The 22,030-nt window shown below is 62.5% G+C and carries 22 protein-coding genes and 1 pseudogene; 8 read left to right on the forward strand and 15 right to left on the reverse strand.

Annotated elements, in window-relative coordinates; translation table 11 throughout:
* The first annotated feature begins 29 nt into the window (after positions 1-29).
* The 3 genes from AS9A_RS19060 to AS9A_RS19070 all read left to right on the forward strand — a co-directional run bounded on the left by AS9A_RS19060 (position 30) and on the right by AS9A_RS19070 (position 3,256).
* Positions 30-1,325 (forward strand): bifunctional o-acetylhomoserine/o-acetylserine sulfhydrylase, encoded by a 1,296-nt coding sequence (locus AS9A_RS19060; protein WP_013808771.1) that lies wholly within the window; start codon positions 30-32, stop codon positions 1,323-1,325.
* A 44-nt stretch (positions 1,326-1,369) separates the two neighbouring features.
* A complete protein-coding gene (gene metX, locus AS9A_RS19065; RefSeq protein WP_013808772.1) occupies positions 1,370-2,515 on the forward strand; it encodes a homoserine O-acetyltransferase MetX in 1,146 nt (381 codons plus the stop codon).
* A 75-nt stretch (positions 2,516-2,590) separates the two neighbouring features.
* On the forward strand, positions 2,591-3,256 hold the full coding sequence (locus AS9A_RS19070) for a hypothetical protein (protein WP_013808773.1): 666 nt from the start codon (positions 2,591-2,593) through the stop codon (positions 3,254-3,256).
* Here the strand turns inward: AS9A_RS19070 and AS9A_RS19075 are convergent.
* Positions 3,253-3,555: a DUF3017 domain-containing protein gene (locus tag AS9A_RS19075; protein ID WP_013808774.1), complete on the reverse strand. Its 303-nt coding sequence runs from the start codon at positions 3,553-3,555 to the stop codon at positions 3,253-3,255. The genes AS9A_RS19070 and AS9A_RS19075 overlap by 4 nt on opposite strands.
* A gap of 3 nt (positions 3,556-3,558) precedes the next feature.
* Positions 3,559-4,440, reverse strand: coding sequence for a bifunctional methylenetetrahydrofolate dehydrogenase/methenyltetrahydrofolate cyclohydrolase (locus tag AS9A_RS19080; protein ID WP_013808775.1), 882 nt, complete (start codon positions 4,438-4,440; stop codon positions 3,559-3,561).
* A gap of 60 nt (positions 4,441-4,500) precedes the next feature.
* On the opposite strand from AS9A_RS19080, the gene AS9A_RS19085 reads away from it, so the two are divergent.
* Both AS9A_RS19085 and AS9A_RS19090 read left to right on the forward strand, forming a co-directional pair.
* Complete coding sequence (locus AS9A_RS19085) at positions 4,501-5,025, forward strand: GNAT family N-acetyltransferase (protein ID WP_049793792.1); 525 nt, start codon at positions 4,501-4,503, stop codon at positions 5,023-5,025.
* Between the two features lie 24 nt (positions 5,026-5,049).
* Positions 5,050-5,514 (forward strand): tRNA (cytidine(34)-2'-O)-methyltransferase, encoded by a 465-nt coding sequence (locus AS9A_RS19090; protein WP_083826602.1) that lies wholly within the window; start codon positions 5,050-5,052, stop codon positions 5,512-5,514.
* 5 nt (positions 5,515-5,519) lie between these two features.
* Here the strand turns inward: AS9A_RS19090 and AS9A_RS19095 are convergent, their stop codons facing one another.
* From AS9A_RS19095 to AS9A_RS19130, 8 genes and pseudogenes are all read right to left on the reverse strand, one after another.
* The gene (locus AS9A_RS19095) at positions 5,520-6,263 is read right to left on the reverse strand and encodes a thioesterase II family protein (RefSeq protein ID WP_013808778.1); all 744 of its coding nucleotides are present in this window, start codon (positions 6,261-6,263) and stop codon (positions 5,520-5,522) included.
* Between the two features lie 58 nt (positions 6,264-6,321).
* A pseudogene (locus tag AS9A_RS19100) lies at positions 6,322-7,769 on the reverse strand (AMP-binding protein).
* Between the two features lie 9 nt (positions 7,770-7,778).
* The gene (locus tag AS9A_RS19105) at positions 7,779-8,597 is read right to left on the reverse strand and encodes an alpha/beta fold hydrolase (protein ID WP_013808779.1); all 819 of its coding nucleotides are present in this window, start codon (positions 8,595-8,597) and stop codon (positions 7,779-7,781) included.
* Positions 8,594-10,825 carry an acyl-CoA dehydrogenase gene (locus AS9A_RS19110; protein ID WP_013808780.1) on the reverse strand — a complete coding sequence of 744 codons (2,232 nt, stop codon included), beginning with the start codon at positions 10,823-10,825 and terminating at the stop codon, positions 8,594-8,596. The genes AS9A_RS19105 and AS9A_RS19110 overlap by 4 nt, the downstream gene beginning before the upstream one ends.
* A gap of 10 nt (positions 10,826-10,835) precedes the next feature.
* Positions 10,836-11,705 (reverse strand): SDR family oxidoreductase, encoded by an 870-nt coding sequence (locus AS9A_RS19115; protein ID WP_041451220.1) that lies wholly within the window; start codon positions 11,703-11,705, stop codon positions 10,836-10,838.
* A gap of 46 nt (positions 11,706-11,751) precedes the next feature.
* Positions 11,752-12,612 (reverse strand): MaoC/PaaZ C-terminal domain-containing protein, encoded by an 861-nt coding sequence (locus tag AS9A_RS19120; protein WP_013808782.1) that lies wholly within the window; start codon positions 12,610-12,612, stop codon positions 11,752-11,754.
* Positions 12,613-12,617: 5 nt separating this feature from the next.
* Positions 12,618-13,049 carry a type II toxin-antitoxin system Rv0910 family toxin gene (locus tag AS9A_RS19125; protein ID WP_013808783.1) on the reverse strand — a complete coding sequence of 144 codons (432 nt, stop codon included), beginning with the start codon at positions 13,047-13,049 and terminating at the stop codon, positions 12,618-12,620.
* Between the two features lie 35 nt (positions 13,050-13,084).
* Positions 13,085-14,278, reverse strand: a complete 1,194-nt coding sequence (locus AS9A_RS19130) for a lipid-transfer protein (RefSeq protein ID WP_013808784.1) — start codon at positions 14,276-14,278, stop codon at positions 13,085-13,087.
* Between the two features lie 109 nt (positions 14,279-14,387).
* On the opposite strand from AS9A_RS19130, the gene AS9A_RS19135 reads away from it, so the two are divergent.
* Positions 14,388-15,101, forward strand: coding sequence for a TetR/AcrR family transcriptional regulator (locus tag AS9A_RS19135; RefSeq protein ID WP_013808785.1), 714 nt, complete (start codon positions 14,388-14,390; stop codon positions 15,099-15,101).
* Positions 15,102-15,294: 193 nt separating this feature from the next.
* On the opposite strand, the gene AS9A_RS19140 is transcribed toward AS9A_RS19135, so the two are convergent.
* The 5 genes from AS9A_RS19140 to AS9A_RS19160 all read right to left on the reverse strand — a co-directional run bounded on the left by AS9A_RS19140 (position 15,295) and on the right by AS9A_RS19160 (position 19,900).
* A complete protein-coding gene (locus AS9A_RS19140) occupies positions 15,295-16,098 on the reverse strand; it encodes a crotonase/enoyl-CoA hydratase family protein (RefSeq protein ID WP_041451221.1) in 804 nt (267 codons plus the stop codon).
* Positions 16,099-16,120: 22 nt separating this feature from the next.
* Positions 16,121-16,981, reverse strand: coding sequence for an alpha/beta fold hydrolase (locus AS9A_RS19145; RefSeq protein ID WP_013808787.1), 861 nt, complete (start codon positions 16,979-16,981; stop codon positions 16,121-16,123).
* Positions 16,982-17,006: 25 nt separating this feature from the next.
* On the reverse strand, positions 17,007-17,957 hold the full coding sequence (locus tag AS9A_RS19150; protein WP_013808788.1) for an aldo/keto reductase: 951 nt from the start codon (positions 17,955-17,957) through the stop codon (positions 17,007-17,009).
* Between the two features lie 3 nt (positions 17,958-17,960).
* A complete protein-coding gene (locus AS9A_RS19155; protein WP_049793793.1) occupies positions 17,961-18,959 on the reverse strand; it encodes an adenylate/guanylate cyclase domain-containing protein in 999 nt (332 codons plus the stop codon).
* Between the two features lie 89 nt (positions 18,960-19,048).
* Positions 19,049-19,900 carry an alpha/beta fold hydrolase gene (locus AS9A_RS19160; RefSeq protein ID WP_041452246.1) on the reverse strand — a complete coding sequence of 284 codons (852 nt, stop codon included), beginning with the start codon at positions 19,898-19,900 and terminating at the stop codon, positions 19,049-19,051.
* Positions 19,901-20,115: 215 nt separating this feature from the next.
* Here AS9A_RS19160 and AS9A_RS24820 point away from each other — a divergent pair, with 215 nt between their 5' ends.
* A complete protein-coding gene (locus tag AS9A_RS24820) occupies positions 20,116-20,250 on the forward strand; it encodes a hypothetical protein (protein WP_013808791.1) in 135 nt (44 codons plus the stop codon).
* A gap of 126 nt (positions 20,251-20,376) precedes the next feature.
* A complete protein-coding gene (gene dacB, locus AS9A_RS19165; protein ID WP_013808792.1) occupies positions 20,377-21,954 on the forward strand; it encodes a D-alanyl-D-alanine carboxypeptidase/D-alanyl-D-alanine endopeptidase in 1,578 nt (525 codons plus the stop codon).
* The last annotated feature ends 76 nt before the right edge of the window (positions 21,955-22,030 follow it).

Here is a 22,030-nt window from a genome sequence, read left to right on the forward strand (position 1 = left end):
TCGCGCGAAAACCCAGGAGAAAAACCCTCATGAGCGACATTTCCCAGACCACGTGGACCTTCGAGACAAAGCAGGTCCACGCCGGACAGGTTCCTGATCCCACCACCGGCGCACGCGCGCTGCCGATTTACCAGACCACCTCGTATAGCTTCCGCGACACTGACCACGCTGCCGCGCTCTTCAGTCTTGCCGAGCCAGGCAACATCTACACCCGCATCATCAACCCGACGCAAGATGTCATCGAACAGCGGGTCGCTGCGCTCGAGGGCGGCGTCGCAGCACTGCTCGTCGCGTCCGGTCAGGCCGCCGAAACGTACGCGATCCTCAATATCGCTGAGGCCGGCGACCACATCGTGACCAGTCCGCGTCTCTACGGCGGCACCTACAACCTGTTCCACTACACCTTGCCGAAGCTTGGCATCGAAGTCAGCTTCATTGAAGATCAGGACAACCTTGACCACTGGCGTGCCGCAGTCAAGGACAACACCAAAGCGTTCTTCGCTGAAACCATCTCTAACCCGGGTGGCCAGATCCTCGACATACCTGGTGTGGCCGCTGTCGCACATGAGCATGGGGTACCTCTGATCGTCGACAACACGGTCGCCACTCCGTACCTCATCCAGCCGTTCACGCATGGTGCTGACATCGTCGTGCACTCGGCGACCAAGTACCTCGGCGGCCACGGCACTTCTGTCGCGGGTGTCATCGTCGACGGCGGCACCTTCGACTGGACATCAGGCCGCTTTCCCGGCTTCACCACCCCGGACCCGAGCTACCACGGAGTTGTCTACAGCGAACTCGGGCCACCTGCGTACGCACTGAAAGCACGGCTGACTCTACTTCGCGATATCGGCGCGGCAATCTCGCCTTTCAATGCTTTCCTCATCGGCCAAGGAATAGAAACCCTTAGCCTGCGCATTGAACGACATGTGCAGAACACACAGGCTGTGGCCGAGTATCTGGCGTCCCGCGACGACGTCACGGCGGTCTACTATGCGGGGCTGCCTAGCTCGCCATGGCACGCCCGTGCTCAGAAACTCGCCCCCCGCGGTGCTGGTGCGGTGTTGTCGTTCGAGCTGGCTGGGGGCATTGATGCGGGCAAGAAGTTCGTCAACGCTTTAGAGCTGCACAGTCACGTCGCTAATATCGGTGATGTGCGATCCCTTGTCATCCACCCCGCGTCGACGACACACTCTCAGCTGACCCCAGAGGAGCAGCTGGCTGCGGGCGTCACGCCGGGCCTGGTCCGCCTGGCCGTGGGAATCGAAGGGATTGACGACATCGTGACTGACCTGGCACGCGGATTCGAAGCGGCGGCGTCTTGACAGTAAGTCCTGTTCACCGTCCCCGGCCGCACACTCAACGGACAGTGCGCGCCCCCTCTCGGTGGCGCGCACCCGATCCTGCGCTGTGGCCTGAGCCGGATGGCACCCTCGGTTACGTCGACATCGGCTCGCTGCGCATGGAAAATGGCGCACTGCTGCCTGAAGTCACCCTCGCGCTGCAGCGGTGGGGCGAGGTCTCCCCGAAGGGCGACAACGTCATCCTCGCGCTGCATGCGCTGACGGGAGACTCACACGTCACCGGCCCCGCAGACGACGAGCACCTCAGTCCTGGATGGTGGGATGGCCTCATCGGCCCGGGCGCTGCCGTCGATACAAATGAGTGGTGCGTGCTGTCCGCCAACTCAGTGGGAGGGTGCCGCGGCAGCACTGGTCCCGGTTCCCTGGCACCAGACGGGAAACCGTGGGGCTCACGGTTCCCGGCGGTCACGATCCGTGACCAGGTCAACGCGGAACTGCAGCTCGCAAATCTGCTGGGGATCGAGCGGTTCGCTTCCGTTCTCGGCGGATCGATGGGCGGCGCGCGTGCACTCGAGTGGGAAGTGAGCTATCCCGATCGCGTCGCTACGGCCCTGGTTCTTGCCGTCGGAGCGCGTGCAACCGCAGACCAGATCGGTACACAGTCAGCCCAGATTCTCGCGATCAAGACCGATCCGCACTGGCAGGGCGGCGACTATTACGGGACCGGACGCGAGCCTGAGCATGGCCTGGGCGTCGCGCGGCGCATCGCGCACCTGTCATACCGGGGTGAAGAAGAACTCGACGAGCGGTTCGGTAACTCCCCACAGGATGGGGTAGAACCCTTCAACGGTGGCACGTTCTCAATTCAGAGCTACCTCGATCATCAGGCCGGCAAGCTGGTGCGCCGATTCGATGCGGGCAGCTACGTGATCCTCAGCGACTCACTCAGCAGCCATGACGTTGGTCGCGGTCGGGGAGGCATCCAGAAGGCACTTGCCGCCTGCCCCACGCCGACCATCGTCGGAGGCATTACCTCAGATCGGTTGTACCCACTGCGGCTGCAGGAGGAGCTGGCGGCGCACCTGCCCGGTTGCCACGAGTTACGGGTCTTGGACACTGACAAGGGTCATGATGGGTTCCTCACGGACTTCGATGGCATCTCCGTGCTGCTGAGCGACACCATGGACCTCGCGCGGAAAACCATCGGTTAGCACGACTTCGGCGGTCGTTCTGCCGCGGCGTCTCGCGATTGCTAACATCCGAGCATGTCGTCCAATGAGGGGCCTGTGAGCAATCCTGATGGCGCGCGCCGGAGGAAGAAGTGGCGCAAAGGACGGTTCGGGGGCTTCTCTGGGCTGTTCGTCGCCGGAAAAACGCTGGCGTCCGCGGTCTCCGAGGACCGGCCTCTGGGCAAGGCACTGGCCCCTGGCGGCACGGTTGACAAGGCGCTCGACACCGATGGGCCCCTCGACAGACTGCTCGCCAAGGGTGGTGCGCTCGACCGGCTCCTCGAGCGCGGCGGATTCCTGGATCGGATGATGGAGCCTGATGGGCCAGTTGATCGCCTCATCAAGAAAGAGGGACCACTGGACCGCCTACTTGCGAAGGACGGTTACATCGACCGGTTACTCGATGAGGGTGGGGCACTAGACCGGCTCCTGGAACCGGGCGGTGTGCTCGACCAGGTCGTCCAGGACGGCGGCCTTATCGACCGCTTTATGGAAGTCTCGGTGACGCTGGGCGAGGTCGGCCCGACAATCCAGTCGCTACAGGAGCCCATTGCTGGAATCGACCGTTCAGCCGCCAAACTCGCGACCGCTGTTGGACCCCTGTCCGATCTTGTCGAACGTATCCCCACGGCACCCCGCATACCGGGAATGAGACGCCGCAGTTCCACGAAGGACGCTCCCCCGGCCGCCGCAACGGAAGCAGACCTGCCTGACGCGCCTTAACCGGTGCCGAGCGGATCGATCGACAGGGTAAGCCACACGATCGTTCCGCCCATAAGCGTGAGCGCGCCGACGTCGAATGGGCGGCTGCGGACCACCAGCAATCCCGCTTGCACCTCGGGGAGGATCAGACGGAACCAGGCGGCGAGCAGCGTCGCGATCCCAACAACGAACGCGCCCCGGCGCCACCGGTCGCTGACGACCAGGATCAGCGCAAGCAGCAGGAACGCGGCAATGATCGCCAAGGGAATATGAGCCATCACCGTCCGCATACGATCACGGGAGAACGCGCGCTGCACCATCGATTACCCGGAGTGTGCGCCTGTAGAAGCAAGCTCTGCCGCTGCTTGCTCGGCTCGCTCGACGACGTTGGTGACGAGGAAAGCTCGTGTCAAAGGTCCGACACCGCCGGGATTAGGTGACACGAAACCGGCGACATTCCACACCTCTGGCGCGACGTCACCGGCGAGTTTGTCATCCACGCGGCTGACACCCACATCAAGGACCGCGGCTCCGGGTTTGACCATGTCTTCGGTGATGATCCCCGGCACACCTGCAGCAGCGATGACGATATCCGCACGCCGCACTTCAGCAGCAAGGTCGCGGGTACCCGTGTGGCACAGCGTCACTGTGGCGTTTTCCGAGCGCCGTGTCAGGAGCAGACCGATTGGACGCCCGACGGTGACACCGCGACCGACGACCACGGCGTGAGCGCCCGCGATGGCGACCTCATAGCGGCGCAGCAGGTGCACAATGCCCCGGGGCGTGCAGGGCAGTGGAGCTTCTTTCCCGAGGACGAGGCGGCCGAGGTTGATCGGATGCAGCCCGTCGGCGTCCTTCTCTGGATCGACACGTTCGAGCGCAGCATTCTCGTCCAGGTGTTTCGGCAGTGGTAGTTGGACGATGTAACCGGTGCATGCTGGGTCGGCATTCAGATCGTCGATGACGGCATTCAGCTCGTCCTGACTGATGTCGGCGGGTAAGTCGCGCCTGATGGAGGCGACGCCCACGCGAGCGCAGTCAGCGTGCTTTCCCCGCACGTATGCAGCCGATCCGGGATCGTCGCCGACCAGGACCGTTCCGAGCCCGGGCTGAATCCCGCTTTCCTTAAGTGCATCAACCCGCTTCTTTAGATCAGCGAAGATCTCGTCGCGGGTTGCCTTTCCATCAAGAATCGTTGCCGTCACGGACGCTATTGTTCCAGGTTTCAGCACCCGCGTGCGCCAGGCACCAGGCACACTCGAAGGATGCCTGATGCATCGCAGGGAGAAAGGCCGACCCTCCACGGTCCGCGTGTCAAGCTCGTGCCGACTGAGCCAGCTCATCACAGCAGGCTGCGCGAGCTGCATAGCATCCCATCGATCCGCCGGTGGTGGCGCATGCCCAGCCCCTCCTGGCCGAACGACGTCGATGGGTTTCCGTATACGATTACGGTCGGTGACCACATTGTGGGATTTATCCAGTGGTACGCCGAAGATGACCCCGACTATCGCCACGCGGGGATCGATGTCTTCATCGATCCGGAGGAGCACGGAAATCACTACGGCCGTGAGTCAATCCAGGTACTTTGTGCGCACCTCGTCGACACCCACCGCTTCCATCGGATCATCATCGATCCCGAGGCGACAAACGAGCAGGCCATCCGGTCCTACATCAAGGTCGGCTTCCGCCCCATCGGTGTGATGCGGCAGTATTCCCGCGGTGAAGACGGCGTATGGCGCAACGGCCTGCTCATGGATCTGCTTGCACCTGAGCTGGTTCGAGTGCAGTGACGCTGAGGATCTAGGCTTCCGTCTGTGTTTCGCCTAATGTTCTACCGCCCGTGCATCCCTCCGAACACGGGTAACGCGATACGGCTCGCTGCGGGCACGGGGTGTCAACTCCACCTTGTCGGGCCATTGGGTTTTGATCTGTCTGAACCCAAGCTCCGCCGCGCTGGGCTCGACTATCACGACCTTGCTTCCGTGACGGTGCACGAGGACCTGGACTCCGCTTGGGCCGCACTGAAGCCGCAGCGGGTATTCGCCTTCACCGCGCACGCGTCACAACCGCACTCCGCTGTTGCGTACCAGCCGGGAGACGTGCTGCTCTTCGGGCCCGAGCCGACCGGGCTCCCGGATGCCGTGCGCAACGACTCGCACGTAACCGGTCAGCTCCGGATCCCTATGATTCCTGGCCGCAGATCATTGAACTTGTCGAACGCAGCCGCGATCGTTGTCTACGAAGCGTGGCGCCAGCACGGCTTCCCCGGAGCCGTGTAGGGCTGTCAGCAGATCCGTGAACTGACAACCTTCGCGACAGCACCCGTGTGTTCGTCGAGGTAGAAGTGGCCACCCGGAAACACCTCGACCGAAAACTCGCCGGTGGTGTAGCGCTCCCATTCCTTCACCTCATCAAGTGTCACAGTGGGATCGTCTGAACTGACAAGGACGGTGACCGGACAAGACAGACACGGCGTGTCCCCCTCAAAGCGGTACGTCTCGACCGCCTTGTAATCATTGCGCACCGCAGGCAGGACCATCTCTGCGATTTCCGGCATCTCCCGGAGAATTTGCACCGAGGCTGGATCGTTGGCGAGCCGCTCTAGCTCGCTGATCAATGCCTCGTCGCTGCCCTCGTGAATAGCAGTGTCAAGCGTCTGATGCGGGGCAATGCGGCCCGAGACAAGCAAATGCCCCAGCTCTGCTCCGGCACCTTCCAGCGCTCGTGCCGTTTCGAATGCGACTGTGGCGCCCATGCTGTGCCCGAACAGCGCGACCGGCGTCCCGTTGCGGCTGCCGATCGCGGTTGCGGCGGCGGTAGCGAGTTGTGTGATGTCGTCAATCATCGGATCCCCGAGGCGGTCCTGCCGACCTGGCAGTTGCAACGCGAGCACCCGCACCGACGGCATCAACTCCGCGGAAAGCGCGTGGTAAACGCTCGCCGCGCCGCCCGCGGGCGGAAAGCACACGAGTTCAGTTTTCGCTGCGGTCGCCTGGTGAAATGTGCGCAACCACTGAGAATCCGCCATCAGTCCTCGCTCGTCGTTCCTGACCTTCGCTCCGAGAGTAGCGGCGCAGCAGCGCGAGTTAACGTTTCCACGCCTCGAGTTCGCGGCGAAACACCTTACCCGTCGCATTTCGCGGGAGTTCGTCGATGTAGATCACTTCACGCGGCGCCTTGTATCGTGCGAGGTTGCCCTTCACACGATCATGTCGTCTTCGCGGCCATCGACGAACAAAAGCCCGTTGTTGTCGAAATGACCCACATCGCCGCTCGACAACATGCCGTCGATGACTTCCTTGTGCCGACCATCGGTGTAACCCGTGAAACTGAGTCCGCTCTTCACGAAGATTCGCCCGGTCACGTTGGGTTTCGTAATCGGCTGGTCGTCAGTGTCGTAGAGCGCGACACGGCACGCCACCGGCGGTCGTCCGGCCGTGCCCGGCGCGTACCGCAGTTCGGCTGGAGTGGCCACCGTCGCGACCGCGACTTCTGTCGACCCGTACAAGTTGTAAAGCACATCCCCGAATGCCTGTGCGGTTCGGCGGCACAAATCCGGTGACAGCGCAGAACCTGCGGCGAAGATGATTCGCAATGACGCCGTGTCGTGCTTCGCCAGCACGGTGGGCCCAAGATCCACGATTCGCTGAAGCATCGCCGGTACCAGGATCAGAGTGTCCGCCCTGTACCGGGCGACCTGAGCCACCGCGCGGGCGGCATCGAACCTGCGGTCCATGATTACCGTGCAACCGAGCGCGAGCGACAGCACGAACTGGGAGAGCCCGGTGCCGTGGAAGATCGGCGCGGCCATGTACGTTGTACCGCCCTCTTGCAGCGGGATCCGGTCGAGGAATTGAGCACTCGCGAGCACCGACGTGTGGTTGCGGGGCGCGCCTTTTGGTGTTCCTGTTGTGCCGCTCGTCAGGAGCACGAATCCACCCGGTGACTGGGGCGCTGTCACCCTCCCGCACGGATGTTCCGCGATCAGGTCTTTGAGGCGCGGTATCGCGGAATCAACTGGGTCACCATCATTTTCCCAGGCAAGGTAGCGCGACACAGAGTCCGGGAGGGCTGCTAGTACTGTCTGGAATTCGGCGTCGTATACGACAGCGTTCACTCCCTCACGCGAGACAACTCCGGCAAGCTGTGGGCCGGCGAACCCGGTGTTCAACAGGACTAGCCTCGCGCCGATCTTGCCTGCCGCGAGCATGCTGACGACGAGTCCGCGATGGTCGCGGCACAGCGCGGCGACGGTACTCTCCGAGCCGAGACCACACGATGCCCAGGCGCGCGCAAGTGCGTTCGAATGCCGGTCCAGCCCTGCGTATGTCAAGGGGCCATCTTCGTCGATGAGCGCGATACGGTCGGGTCCCCGCAGCAGGGCATTGTGCATGGCCCCCACGAAGGGGCCGTAGGTGTGCGTCGCACGCAGTGTGCGCACACCGTTATCGAGGCGCCGAACTGGCACCAGGCCTGCTCCGTGGATGACCCTCACACTGCGCGCGAAATCGGTCAAAGCACGAATCCCCGTCATCTCTCCCCCTCAGGAACCAGCAAGAAACGGCTGGACGATCGACACGAACTTCGTCGGCCGATCTTGCTGCGGACAGTGCCCGCAGCGGTCTATGACTTCGACTCGCGAATGCTCTCCTTGCTGCAGTGAGCGGACGGACCGTGAGGGTGTGAGCAGATCATTTCTGCCCCACACCAGCAAATTCGGAACCTGCAAGTCACGAACGAGGTCCGCGACCGGGATATCGGAGAGTTCGCGAATCACGTCGCGTCCACGCGTGAGCAGGGCGAGAATCGCGGCGTCATCGACGTACGGCTCGGCGTAGGCGTTCCGGTCGAGGCGGGACAGCACCCGCATCCTCGTCGCGGCGAGGCTGTAAAGCACGGCAAGTGCGTGCCTGGACGCCGGTGTCGGGACAGCCCGCACCACCTGTCCCACAATCAGCTCACTGCGCCGCGAGAGTGCGTGCCGCCACAAAGCCGGAATTCCGGAAATACCCGGCATATCAGCGAGGACCACACGATCAACGAGGTCCGGGCGCCGCGACGCCACGAGGAGGGACACCACGGCACCCATCGAATTGCCGACAAGGCTCACTCTTCCGGGGCCGCCGCGCCGCTCGATGACCGAGGTGACAATCTCCTCGTAGGTATCGAAAAGCGGCGACGGCCAGAAGCGAGATCTACCGAAACCCGGGAAGTCGAGCGCGACCACTCGGGCCTGCGCCGCGAACTGCGGCATGACCTTGTTCCAGGTGTCCGCGTTGTCGGAGAACCCGTGAAGCAGCAGGACGAGGTCATCACCCTTCCCGCGTTCAATGGTGTGGACCTCGGTGAGGTTGGCTGTCACCGTCCGCTTCCGGGCTCAGCGTCGCGCGGCAGACCCAGCATCCGCTCCCCGATTACATTGAGTTGCACCTCGGTAGTGCCGCCGTAGATGGTCGTCGCGCGGCCCGCTATGAGTTGCTCCATCGCCTTGTCACTGGGCTGTCCGGGAATCGACACTGCCCCAGCGGCGCCCAGTTCGGCGACCACAAACTCCGAAATCGCCTGGCCCAACGCCATCCCCAAGAGTTTGCCCACCGACGAGGTGGTGCTGACATCAGCCCCCGCTAACTGTTTGAGCACGACGCGAGAGCCAATCAGGTCGACAGCCTGACTCTCGGCGATCAACTCGCCGATCTGAAAGCGTGCGTGCGAACTCAAGCCGCGGCCCTTCGCGAAAGCCAGGAGATCCTTATCGGTGGCGTATGCCTCCATCTTCTGGCTCAGCGCGACGCGCTCACCGGCGAGAGTCGTACGGGCAACATGCCAGCCGTCGTTGACCGCACCGACAACATGCTCGTCCGGAATAAACACCTCATCGAGGAACACTTCGTTGAACAGCGCTGAACCGGTCATTTCCCGCAGTGGCCGCACCGTCACGCCCGGTGTGGACATGTCGAGCACGAAGTACGTGATGCCCTGATGTTTGGGTTTCGATGGGTCGGTCCGGGCGATCAGCATCGCCCATTCCGCGAATTGCGCGACAGTCGTCCAGATCTTCTGGCCGGTGACTTTCCAGCCTCCCTCGACCTTGAGCGCTTTTGTGCTGAGCGATGCCAGGTCGGAGCCTGCACCGGGCTCGGAGAACAGCTGACACCACACGGTGTCGCCCCGCAAGGTGGGGACAACCAGCTCCTGCTTCTGCTTCTCGGTGCCGTGCGCGACGATCGCCTGCACCGCCCAGCCACCCATGAGGAGCTGTGGCATCGCGATTCCCTGGGCCTGGATTTCCTGTGCGATGACAATCTGCTCAAGCGGAGAAGCGCCGCGCCCATAGGGTTTCGGCAAGTGCGGCTGTACCCAGCCGCCGTCACCGAGTGCGATCAGCTGCTCATCCTCATCCTCGATACCCGCGACCTCGTGCAGTTCACCGCGGATGTGCTCGCGGATCTCCTCAGCTTCGTCAGGCAGTTCGATTTCAGAGCCGCGGGCAATGCCGTCGAGAGCCTGCGCCGCCACCCTGTGGGCACGGTCCTCACGCGTCCCGAACACGCTGCGGATTGCTAGCGCACGCCGGTAGTACAGGTGCGCGTCGTGTTCCCAGGTGAAGCCGATGCCACCATGCACCTGAATGCAGTCCTGTGCAACCTCCACGGCGGCATCGGGCACGATGACCGCTGCCACGTCAGCCGCGAAATCCGCTGTGTCATCACCTTTGTCGATCGCGCTTGCCGCGTCCCAGATAACAGCGCGCGCCTTCTCCAGGGCGACACCCATTTGCGCGCACTTGTGCTTTACGCCCTGGAACTGGCCGATGGGGCGGCCGAACTGGACCCGGGTTTTCGCGTATTCCGCTGCTGTCGAAACACACCAGGACATGACTCCCAATGCTTCGGCGCCCAGAATCACGGCAGCGAGCGATTCGCCGCGCGACGGTGACAGTCCCTCGAGCACACGGTCGGCGCTGATTTCGGCTCCAGCAGCCTCTACTCGCGCGGAGCCCCGCAACAGGTCGATGCTGTCCTGCGGGATTATCTTGAGGTCACTCGAGTCAACGGCGATCCAGCGGTCATCTGTTCCGATTGTCACGGGAATCACCACGACGTCTGCGTGCTCTGCGCCGATCACGGCATCGGCGTGGCCCGAGAGGATGATGCCGTCGCCGCTCCGCTCTGCGGTGAAGTTAGTGAACCGTCCGGGCAGGGCCGCTGCACCGATCACTGAACCGTCTGCTAGCCCTGGGAGGAGTTCGATGCCCGCTTTGGCGTCGGCGGCAGCGATGAGCGCGCTCGCCACCACGGTGGGCACGAACGGCCCGGGAGCGACATGGCGGCCCAGCGCCTCTATCGCGACGGCGAGTGTGAGAACGCCGACGCCGCTTCCCCCGTGCTCTTCAGGGATATGAAGTCCAAGGAGGTCTTGCCCCTGCAGAGCCTGCCAGAACGGCGGTAGCTTCTCTTCCCTTGGAGCCTCCACTGCTTCGCGAACCTGCTCAGCCACGATATGGCGTTCAGCGAACGCAGCGACTGAGTCAGCAAGTGCGCGATGCTCTTCCGTGAGACCGAGCCCTAATTCGTAGGTGTTGCGTGCCATGTCAGGCCTCCTATCCCAGCCGCTCGGCAAGTTCGGTGACCGTCCATGGACCTTCGGCTTCGATGGTTTCGCCAGCGCTCCAGCCCTGCAATTCAGTGATGGCGCCGCCCTGCACGGCGTAAACCTTGCCCGTGAGCTTGCATTCCGCGCTGGCTAGCCGCGCCACTAGCGGGGAAATGTTCGCTGGACTGAACGCGTCGAATTCCCCTTCAGGGACTTCTTCAGCGAATAGAGCGCCCATACCCGGAGTGGCCAGCGTGAGGCGCGTGCGAGCAATCGGTGCGATCGCATTTACCCGAACACCAAACCGGTCAAGTTCGTCCGCCGCGACGAGCGTCAGCGCCGCGATGCCCGCTTTGGCCGCACCGTAATTGCTTTGACCCGCGTTCGGCATGAACGTTCCCGACGCGGAAGAGGTGTTGATGACTGAACCGTTGACCTGATTTCCGGCCTTGGTCTGCGCCTTCCAGTACGCGGCAGCGTGCCGGAGCGGCGCGGCGTGCCCCTTGAGGTGCACGGCGATCACCGCGTCCCACTGGTTCTCCTCCATACCGGCGAGGTAGGCGTCCCGCAGGATGCCCGCGTTGTTGACCAGCACGTCGAGGCGACCGAACTCGTCGATCGCCTGCTCGACCATTTCGGCCGCGCCGTCCCAGGTCGCAACATTGTTCGTGTTCGCGACAGCTTTCCCTCCTGCCGCGGTGATCTCGTTGACAACCTGCTGCGCTGGACCCGCATCAGTGCCGGTCCCGTCGTTCGCGCCGCCGAGGTCGTTCACGACGACACTCGCGCCTTCGCGGGCGAAAAGCAGGGCGTGCTCGCGGCCGATGCCGCGACCAGCGCCCGTGATGATCGCCACGCGGCCTTCCAGGGATCCCATGATGTCTCGTAACTCCTTGTTGAGGCTGAAGTTTGGGTGGTTGCAGTCACGACAGGACGACGAGTCCGTCCTTCAGAACGACGTCGTCCCCGACAGTGGTCTCGTAAGCGAAGGTGCCGTTTCCCGCCTGCCAGAAGCGGGTACTGATGTCCTGGCCAGGAAGTACCGGTTTGGCGAACCGCACCGCCAAGCGGCGCATTCGCTCGGTTTCACCGTCAGCAAGTTCCGTGAGCGCCGCCCACGAGGTGAACGCCAACGTGCAGAGACCGTGATTGATGATCCCCGGAAGACCCGACATGCGCGCGATCTCTTCGTCGAGGTGGATCGGCATCGGATCACCGGATGCCGGCGAGTAGCGGAAAGTCTGGTCCTCGTCGATGTGCTGCCCCACCTCGACCGCGGGGGCCTGTTCGCGGAGTGACTCGCTGAATCGGTGCTCGGGCGCCTTCTCGCCGATAGCGGATCCCGCATCGACTTTCCTGAAGAATGCCGTCATCCATTGTTCGTTGACGAGTTCACCGTCGTCCGCGCGGGTTTCCGCGTAGATCACGACTGTCGAGCCATTATCTCGGCCCGTGAAGCCAATCGGTTTCGCCCTGACAGCAAGGTGATCGCCAGGGTAAATCGGTCGATGGAAGTGGAAGTCTTGCTCCCCGTGGACGAGCTTCATCAAAAGCTCCACGGGGGCAACAGACAGCGCAGCTGGTGCCATCGACATGAACACTGGCACGACGGCGAACACCGGCGGCGCGATTTCACCGCGCCGGTGCCGCTCGATGGGGTCATTCGTCGCTTCGGCGTATTCCGCGATGCGCTCCCCTGTCACTTCGAATCGTTCGACGTCGGTCCATTCGCCGAGCCCGGACGCGTCAAATGTGACTGCGGTTGTGTTTGCGGCTGCGCTCATCGGGCTCAGGAAACCAGTTCGCTGAACTTCTCGATGGATTCATCGAGATCGGCTTGCGCATGCTTCGCCACAGCTTTGCCGATCGGTCCGACGATCATCGCGCCGTTGAACGATGCGTCGATCGTCGCTTGGGTTCCTTCACCTTCAGGCTCGACCCCGAAGGAGATGTCGACCTTCACGCCAGCCATGCCGGTGCCGGTGATGCGCACATGGCTGAGTTCTTCGAACTCTTCGACAGTCCACTCGATTTTGTTCGCCATTCCCATTACGGAGATGACCTGGGTGATCTGTGTTCCCTGGCCGGGCGATTCAGGCAGTTCGCTCTTCCACTTGACGTGCATCTTCAGCCACTCGTCCCAGCGCGAGAGGTCAAGTAGGGCTGCCCAGCCCTTTTCCGGCGGAACGGGGATAAATTTGGTGACGGACACTGATGCCATGATGGTCTCCTGATGTGTGTTTGAGGGTGGGTTATTTAGCGTTCGGCAGGCCGGTAAGCGGTGACGACAACCGCGCCGCCGAGCCCGATGTTGTGCTGAAGCGCGATCTTCGCGTCGGCGACCTGTCTCTTGTCAGCTTTGCCGCGAAGCTGCCAGGTGAGTTCTGCGCACTGCGCGAGTCCAGTCGCACCCAGTGGGTGGCCCTTGGAGATAAGCCCCCCGGAGGGGTTCACGACCCAGCGTCCGCCGTACGTTGTGTCGTCGTTGTCGACGAGCTTTCCGCCTTCACCTTCCGCGCACAGTCCCAGCGCTTCATAGGTGATCAGCTCGTTGCTCGAGAAGCAGTCGTGCAGTTCGATGACGTCTACTTCGTCGGGTCCGATTCCTGCCTGCTCATAGACTTTCCGCGCCGCTGTCCGGGTCATGTCCGCGCCGACGAGGGTGAGGGCGCTTTGTGCATCGAACGTGGAACTCAGGTCGGTGACCATAGCCTGGCCGACGATTTCTACCGCGTACCTGCCGAGACCATGGTCGTCAACGAACTTTTCGCTGGCGAGGATCGCTGCGCCCGCGCCGTCCGACGTCGGTGAACATTGCAGTTTCGTCAGCGGAGAGTAGATCTCCTTCGAGTTCAGCACCTCTTCTAGGGTGTACTCATCCTGGAATTGCGCATAGGGGTTGTTCTGAGAGTGCCGGTGGTTCTTCACACCGATCTTGGCGAATTGCTCGGCTGTTGTGCCGTACTTCTCCATGTGCTCGCGGCCCGCCGCTCCGAACATGTAGGGCGCGGGCGGCAGCGCGAACTCCTGCAGTTCCGCGAGCGCAAGCAGGTGACGCATCATCGGCTGCTCGCGGTCGTCATACGTCGAGCCCAGTGAACCTGGCTGCATCTTTTCGAATCCGAGCGCGAGCGTGCAGTCCGCGAGACCACCCCTTATGGCCTGCGCGGCGAGGAATAGGGCAGCTGAGCCGGTGGAGCAGTTGTTGTTGACGTTCACGATCGGAATGCCCGTCATTCCGAGTTCGTAGATCGCCCGCTGCCCCGATGTCGACTCCCCGTAGACATATCCGGCGTAGGCCTGTTCAACCTCGTTGTATGCGATCCCGGCGTCATCGAGTGCTTTGATCCCCGCGGTGCGCGCCATGTCTGGGTAGTCCCACTCCACGGCGCCCGGCTTCTCAAATTTCGTCATCCCTACTCCGATGACGAAAACCCTGTTCTGCGACATTGCACGAACTCCCTGATCATCGGCGCCCATCTGTGTGGGACGCGGTGTATCAGTAATGTAGGTGATTCAAACTGTCTCACACAAGTAGGTTGGCGGATATTCTTTGAACGTGTCGCAGAAACCAGCAAAAGATTCCGCATCCGAGGACCGGCGTGCGGTGCGGTGGGAAGCACACAAGGAACGGCGCCGCCTCCGCATCCTGGAAGGCGCTGTCGCCGCAGTCGAGGAACTGGGGCCCGACGTCGGGGTGGGCGAGATCGCGAAACGCTCCGGCGTCACCCGCGCGGTCATCTACCGTTTCTTCCGCGACCGCGCCGACCTCGATTTTCAGATCAGAACCCACATCGCTGACGAGGTTGTAGCGGGCCTCATGCCGACCTTCACGCTCGACGACACCGCCGAGTTACTCATTCAGCGTGCAATCCACACGTACATCGAGTGGACGAAGCGGCACCCCAACCTGCACCAATTCGTGGGGCGACGATCCTCGCGGGACGGTTCACGCGGCCCGGACGTCGCCACTGGCGCAAAGACCGCGATGGCGCTGCAGGTCAGCCAGATGTTCACCATGGCCCTGGCGATCGCAGACCGCGAGACCGACGTCGCGGAACCGCTGGCATTCGCACTTGTCGGCCTGGTCGACTCGACAGTGAACCGCTGGCGCCGCCAGAAGGGCAAAGGGATGACCGCCGAGCGTCTCGAAACCCTCCTTGCCCAGTGGATTTGGCAACTCATCGCGATCAACATGGAGGGCGTCGGCGTAACAATCGCCCCAGACGTTCCCGTAGCGGAGGCGATCAGCCAGCTGTCAGAAAGCGCGTGAGCGTTAACCTCTAGCGGCAGCACGCCATGCCGACCGCCCACCTCTGCGCGACAACCGGCCGACCAGACGCGGGTTGTCGCTCGCAGGTGGGCGGGTAGCTATTCACTTCTCGTGCGCCGCTCGCATCCTCCAGGACAAAACTTGCGCACAGACGGGCTGATCGCCCCCCGATAGTCACGGCCCGGGTCGCAGGTCAGTCGCCTGTGAAGCGGCCCGGCCGCTTCTCCATGAACGCGGCCAGCGCTTCCCGGTGGTCGTTGGAATGATGTGCGAGCGGCTGCATAGCGGCCGAAAGCTCCAGGAGGCTTTCTAGGCTCATCTTTTGGCCCTCACGCAACAGCTTTTTCGTCATTCTCAGTGCCTGCGGTGGGTTCTTCGCCACGCGTCCGGCAAGTTCACGCGCTTCGGCCATCAGTTCGTCTGGTGTGACGACCTTGGAGACGAGGCCCCATTCGAGTGCTGTGTGCGCATCGACCGCGTCGCCGGTGAATGCCATCTCAGCCGCACGCGCGTTGCCGACTGCCCGCGGCAATAGCCACGCCCCGCCGTCTCCCGGGATGATTCCGAGTTTGACGAAACTTTCCGCGAAGACCGCGGTATCGGCTGCGATGCGCATGTCACACATCAGTGCGAGGTCACACCCAGCGCCGATAGCGGCGCCGTTGACGGCCGCGATGATGGGGACCTCACAGTGGTAGACCGCAAGGGGGATTCGCTGGATTCCCGATCGGTAGCCATTTCTCTGCTGGATTGGCGTGCCACCGAAAATCCCTTCGCGTTCAACCATGTGTTTAATGTTCCCGCCGGACGAGAAGCCCTTCCCCGCCCCAGTTAAGATGACGACCCGAGTGTCCATGTCGGCGTTGACCTCAGCGACCAGTTCAGTCAGGCGGTCCACCACCGTCTGATCCGAGATGGGATTACGCTGCTCCGGCAGGTTCAGCGTCCATGTGGCGATGTGATCTGCCTTGGACGAGAGGACCGGCTGCTGCGACATCACTGACCTTCCTGTCTGCGGACTACGACCACGTGTGCAGTAGCGCTTGCAATTGCTCTGCGAGTTCACGCGGCGCGTCGAACATTACGTGGTGACCGCTGGAAGCCAACACCTGGTAGACGGCATCCGGCCCAAGCAGTTCTTGCGTGGCACGAAACACTTCGTCGCTGAGCACAGAGTTGCGCCCTGCACGAATAAGAGCAGCTGGGCAAGAGAGGGGTTTGCTGGCATCGTGCGGCCGCGCGAGCGCTGAGAAGATCGACGGATCGAACTTCCACGTCCAGCCTCGCTCCACGCGACGAACGGAACGGAGCCCCACGTGCCGGGCCATGTAAGGCGCGATCCGGTCGAAGGTGCCTATCGGCTGGAACGCCGCAACCGCCGACTGCTGGTCACGATAGATACGGTTGTTGGTTGCCGCGATTTCGGCGAACCCTGATCTGCTGCCTGCCGAGGGAGGTTTCGCAAAACCGGAATCAAGGAAGGCGACACCGCCGAGAGAGTCGGTGTGCGCGGCGACCTGGTAGGCAACTCGGCCGCCCATGCTGTGAGCAATGATCACGGGACGGGGTGCTGCGAACTCGCGCAGAACGGTGCGCACCTCGTCGGCCCACATCTCGTAGCTGTACGAGCGGCGATGCCCGCTATCGCCGTGGCCGCTCAGACTTAGCGCGATGACGCGGCGCGATTCGCACAGCAGCGGACCGATGTGATCCCACCAGTTCGCGTTCGCAGCCACCCCATGGATGAGGAGAACGCCTGGCGCGCTGGCTGGGCCCCACGCACGAAAATTGATGTCGATGCCGTCGACTCGGACCTGCCCTACATCTACCGGCGTTTCCATCGCGCGCCGGAACCACTCAGGAGCACCGACTGTCTCCATACCACTCATCCGTCCTGGCTGGTCGTCACGGCAACGGCGCGCCGCGCGCGGTGATCCACAGCTCGTACCATTCCTCGTGGCTCAACTCCGGCGCGCGCTCAACCGCGTCCCGGCAACTGCGTATCCGGTCCGGACGCGCGCTGCCAATAACCGGCTCGATGCGTGCAGGGTGCCGCTGCAGCCACCACAGCAAGATTGTTTCAGGAGTCGTACCCTTCGACTCAGCTAGCTTCTCCACCAGTTGAGCGGTTTCATGCTCGGCCGTCGTGCTCTGAAGCCCGCTGTACTTTCCCTGGGCGAGCGAGGCCCAGGCCTGCAACCGGATTCCGTGCATCCTGCAATGTTCGAGGGTGCCATTCGGAAAACCCACTTCCGTCGCGTGGGTGGTATTGACGAGCACCCCTAGTTCGAGCCAGTCGCGGCGGTGCAGGCTCATTTCCAGCTGGTTCACAACGAGCGGTAACTCCAGGTGCGACTGCAACAGGGCGATTTGTGGAGCGTCCATGTTCGATACGCCGAACTGTCGCACCATTCCCTGACTATGCAGCGACGTGAGTGTTTCGGCGATCTCGCTGGGATCGGCGAGCGGGTCGGGGCGATGCAGGAGGAGGGTATCGATCACGTCGGTGCGGAGCCTCGTCAGGCTTTCCTCGACGCTCGTGCGGATATGGTTCCCCCGCAGGTCATACATGCCCGCCCGGTGCGCGTCCGCGAGGCGGATCCCACATTTGGTCTGAATCTCGATCTGCCCACGCAGCGACGGGTTCCGTCCCAGCAACTCACCGAACACCGCCTCTGATTTGCCTCTGCGGTAGATGTCCGCATGGTCGAAGGTGGTGATGCCAATCTCGAGCGCTGCTTCTACCGCCGCTTCAGCGTGCGTAACCTCAGCTGATCCGTAGTCTTCCGCGTTCCAGTCCCCACCGAGACCCATACATCCGTAAAGCGGCCGCGCTGCTCCCGCCTTCGCACTCATCAGTTATTCACACCCTCCGGGCACAGTACGTGCGAGAACGCTCGGTGTGACGACGCCGACGCCCCTGATATTGCGCCGAGCACAAGTCTTAGCGGTATACATGTCAGTCTGCTCGACAGCCGCAGCCGTGGCCTCGTCAACAAGCACCGTACCGGGGTCTGCCTGCTCGGTCAGCCTGCTTGCCACGTTGACTGGCTGACCGAAAATGTCACCAAGCCTGGACACGACTTCACCCGTTGCCATCCCTACCCGCACGTCGGGAAGATCATTCTGGCCTGAGATCGCGGCGCTCAATTGGGTCGCGATGTCAGCACCCTGCCCTGGACTGTCCGCTGCGAAGAGGATGGCGTCGCCAATCATCTTGATAACGCGGCCCCGGTTGCGCAGGACGATATCCATAGCGACAAGTTCAAACCTTGTGACGAGCCGCGCGAGTTCGTCGGCACTCAGCGTTCTTACGAGCGACGTAAACGAAACCATGTCCGCGAACCCGACGGTCAGAGGCAGCTTTTGCGCATCCTCCGACATGCGGCCGAGTCGCCACGCCGCGATCGCTGACAGTTGGCGGCGCCACGCGTACAACACGATGCTGTCGAGGTCGTTGATGTGGTCAGCGATGAAATCCATCGCGGTTCGCACGCTTTCAGCGGCGCCGGCCTCATTTCGCCGTGCCGCGCGATCCTCCATGGCGATCACCTGCCAGCTCGCCAGGCGCGACATGTGGTGACCGAGGGCACGAAGCAAACTGGAACTGAGGTCTTCGCCCGGCTTCGCACCCGCCTCGAGGCGCGCAAGGATCGCCAGGGCTTGAACATCTGCGGAGGTGAAGACTTGTTCGTCAGCTGCGGGCTCGGCGAATCCGAGTGCGCGCCAGAGCCGCAAAGCTTGCTCCGCGGTGACGCCCGCAGCGTCGGACAGCTCTGCCAGCGTCATGCCCTGCGACGCACCCAGGAGACGATGCAGCATGGCCTGACCGCCGCCAGGTGGCATGCCATCGTTCATCTGTTCCACCATTTGGTCCGGACAATCTAGTACTTGAGAGTCTAAGGGGCGTTTCGTACCAGGAGCCGAACAAATGGCGCGAGAGGGCGTTAGACGAACTCAACCACGACGGACGTAAAGGAATCGTTGTCGTCTCCTGGGGCCGTGTGAGCAGCACCGTCGAGTTCGATGTACTGGGCGCTCGGTACGGCCTCCAGGAACCGGCGTGCGCTGTGGCGGCTCACCACGTCCGAGATCGCACCGCGAATCAGGAGCAGCGGAATGCGAAGGTTCGCTGCCTTCAGTTCAATGTCGTTTGCCTGCTCAGCGGGGTCGTCCATCGGCTCCTGAACAAAGCGCGGATCCCAGTGCCAATACCAGCGCCCATTGTCACGCTGGCGCAGATTGCGCTGGAGCCCGTCAAGGTTTGACGGGCGTGTCCGGTGCGGCATGTAGTCCGCGATCGCGTCAGCAGCATCCTCGAGCCTCGCGAACCCGTCGAGGTGGCGGAGCATGAAGTCGCGCACGCGGAGGCCGCCTTTACGCTCCATTCGCGGCACAATATCGACCAGTACCAGTTTGCGGACCAGGTCGTTGCCCACCTCGTCCGCGACGAGTATCCCCGTCAGCCCACCTAGACTCGCGCCGACAATCACCACCGGCTCGTCGAGCTGACGGATGACCGATACGACGTCCGCAGCGAACAGTTCCAGACTGTACAAAGCGCTGCCGGTCGCCCACTCACTGTCACCGTGGCCACGCGCGTCAAGAGCGATCACCCGGAGGTTGCGTGCGGCTAGCCGCTCACCGGTGCCCTTCCACGAGTGCCGCGTCTGTCCACCACCGTGCAGGAGCAAAACGAGTGGGCGCCCTTTATCACCCCACTCGTCCCCGGCGAGTCTGAGTCCGCCATGCCCAGTGAATGAGACTGGTCGCGGATCCAGGGTCTCGGTGCGATTCATATCGTTCTCCTCATCGGCGGCAGGAACCCAGTGCTTCACGACCGGTAGTGCAACGTCATTCGAGATTCCCACACCATGACGCAAATTTCACATTCAGGCCGTTGATGCCCGACCTCACCAATTCGTACCCTTCGTCCTGCTCCGAGCGCTAGTATCGGGCAATCCGGCCGCTGCGGTCCGGCGTGGCACCGTTTGACGGGAATGGGAGTACGGCGATGTTTTTTCCGTATACAGCCGAACAGGCATTCCAGCTCGGTCAGTTCATCGCCTGGGCACTCTGCGAGTTCGGGCCGCTACTGATGCTGCCATGCGGTGGAGTGGTGCCCTTTGTGCCGCCGCCCCTCTCCTGATGTAACTGGTCCGGAGTCAGCGATAGCTGGCTTGCGGACGGTTGGATCAAGTAAGTAACTGACCTGCCCTTCCCCGAGATGGGTTAAAGCCGCACGTGATCAGCCCTCTCGGTGCGAAGATGACGTATGTGCCTTCGTAACCGGCTAGGCTTTATCGCGCTGATTTCTGCTCTCGTTGCCACGTCGTGCACGACCACCGACGACGAGTCGCCGCCCGCGTCATCCGACCTTCCATCCGACGCTGTCGAAATCATGTCCAGCGATCCTTATGCTGCGGGGCGGTGGTCATACCTCGTGCTAGATCCAGATGACGGGCGAGTCATCTACAGCAACCTCGCTGACGAGTTTTTCTTCCTCGCATCGATCTCGAAAGAATTCACCGTCTCGACGGTATTCGATGATCTGGGTTCGTCCACTACCCTCACAACACCGGTCTACAGCACTGTCGAGCCCGACGACGGAACACTCACCGGTGATCTGATTCTGGTCGCGTCGGGAGATCTCGCCCTGGGAGGACGCGGAGCGCTCGAGGGGCAGTTCAGATTCACTGAAGGAGCGGTCGACCACGTGTACGCCGACGTCATCCCAGGCGCAGTGTTGCCGGAGGACGATCCACTCGCCGGACTAGATGCCCTGGCCCAGCAGATCGCGGACTCCGGCATCACCGAGGTCGATGGCGACGTGCTCATCGACGCCCGGCTGTGGGAGGTACTCGAGGCCCAAGAAGGACCCGTGCCGCCGATTTTCGTCAACGACAATCTGCTTGACATCGAAGTAAATCCAGGAGCATCAGGCGAGCCAGCCAGCCTGCGCATGGTCCCCGAAACCGGGGCCTTCACCCTCGAAAATTCGGTTGAGACCGCTGAAGAAGGAGCCAGTGCCAACCTGGAAGTATCTGTTGACCCGGAAAACTCGCGCGTGTTGCAGGTCAGCGGATCTATACCACCTGGAGACCCTGCGCTGACTGTGTACCGGATTCCTGACGCCGAATCCTGGGCACGAACCCTATTCATTGAGGCGCTCGAAAGAGCGGGCATTTCGGTGAGCACTGATGCGCTGGCAGCGAACGATGCCACTGCGTTGCCCGATGCCTCCACCTACTCCGACGATCGAGAGGTCGCGTCGATCGAATCGGCACCGCTAGGGCAGATGGGCGGAATGATTCTGGCCACCAGCTACAACACCGGCGCCAACGCGTTTCTCTGCCTCCTCGCCACTGAGGCAGGATCGACCGACTGCGATGACGGCTTGCCAGCGATCAGAGAGCTCGCCGAGTCGGCGGGGATCGATCCGTCGCACGTAGTCCTCGTCGATGGCCAAGGAGGCGATCCCGCATCTGCTACGCCCGAGGCAGTTGTCCAGCTGCTCGACTACATTCAAGATCAGCAGTGGGGCGATACGTTCGCCGAAGGCCTTCCAAATTTGGGTGAGCGCGGATCTCTTGGGATAACCGGACAGGACAGCCCTGCCAGAGGAAAGGTGCGAGGTAAGACCGGCACCAAGGCTGAGGGCGTCCCCGCGACTGAACAGCTCTTCTTTTCAGTCCAGGGGCTAGCAGGATACCTCGACATCGGTAACGGCAAGAACGTTCTTTTCGTCGTCGCGGTCTCCAATGCGCTCTTCCCGAGTGTTGATGGGATTTTCCAGGTCAACGAAGACGTCGCGGGTGTGGCGGCCGCTTTCCAGCAGGAGTTAGAGGAATAGCGTCGGCGACAACTGCTCGCCGCGATCCGGTCGACAAGGGCCACGCTGACGCGCGCGAACACGAACGGCCTTGTGG

It is taken from the genome of Hoyosella subflava DQS3-9A1 (assembly GCF_000214175.1).
Lineage (GTDB): Bacteria > Actinomycetota > Actinomycetes > Mycobacteriales > Mycobacteriaceae > Hoyosella > Hoyosella subflava.